This is a genomic window from Roseitalea sp., from assembly GCF_984466335.1.
Window position 1 is genome coordinate 1,999 of sequence record NZ_CFIFWG010000232.1, and the last position, 992, is coordinate 2,990.

Annotated in this window: 1 protein-coding gene and 1 pseudogene; both read left to right on the forward strand. The window is 66.4% G+C overall.

All coding sequences use genetic code 11. From position 1 onward, the window contains the following. On the forward strand, positions 1-662 hold a 662-nt coding region (locus AC5E6L_RS14875; protein ID WP_491774342.1), incomplete at its 5' end, for a BMP family lipoprotein. A 77-nt stretch (positions 663-739) separates the two neighbouring features. Continuing rightward, positions 740-992, forward strand: a pseudogene (locus AC5E6L_RS14880) (hypothetical protein); the annotation flags it as partial.

A 992-nucleotide genomic window follows, 5' to 3' on the forward strand; every position in this document is an offset into this window, starting at 1 on the left:
ACCAGCCGAACGTGCGTTCGGTGATGTTCAAGGAGCAGGAAGGCTCGTACCTGGCCGGCATCATGGCCGCCAAAGCGTCCGAGACCGGCACGGTCGGTTTCGTCGGCGGCATGAACGTGCCGCTGATCTCGGCCTTTGCCTGCGGTTATATGGGTGGCGTCAAGTCGATCGATCCCGATGCGGAGGTGATCGTCAACTACACCGGCGACACGCCGGCCGCATGGAACGATCCGGTGCGCGGGGGCGAGATCGCCAACGCACAGATCGCCCAGGGCGCCGACGTCGTCTATGCGGCCGCGGGGGGCACCGGGATCGGCGTGCTTCAGGCGGTTGCCGATGCCGGCAAGCTGTCGATCGGCGTCGACTCCAACCAGAACCATTTGCAGCCCGGCTCGGTGCTCACCTCGATGCTCAAGGGCGTCGACGTCGCCGTGATGGAGGCGATGAAGGACGGCATGGAAGGCGACTTTACGACCGGCGTGCAGGTGCTCGGCGTCGCCGAGAACGGCGTCGACGTGGCGATCGACGAACACAATGAATCGCTGATCACAGACGCGATGATGCAGGCCATCGAGAACGCCCGTGGCAAGATGATCGCCGGCGAGATCGACGTGCACGATTTCCGCAGCGACAATGCATGCCCCTACGGTTCGGTCGGCTGACGCCCGACCGCCGACCGCATGAATAATGACCTGGCCGCCGGCGGAAGCGCCGGCGGCTTTTTTCGCGGGAGGGTCCGATGACGACATCGACATTGCGTGTCGCCAGCGTGCAGATGGCGCTGGATGCGGCCGGAACGCCCGACGCGCTGTTCGCGCGGATCGCGCATTTCGTCGGGGCGGCGGCGGCTTGCGACGCCCGGTTCGTCTGCTTTCCCGAGCACCTGACATTGCAGATCCTCGCCGGCGCGCGCCCGATGGTGCCGGCCGACGAGGCCGTCGACCGCCTCACCGAGCATACGCCGGCGTTCCGGTCGGTGCTGTCCGATCTGG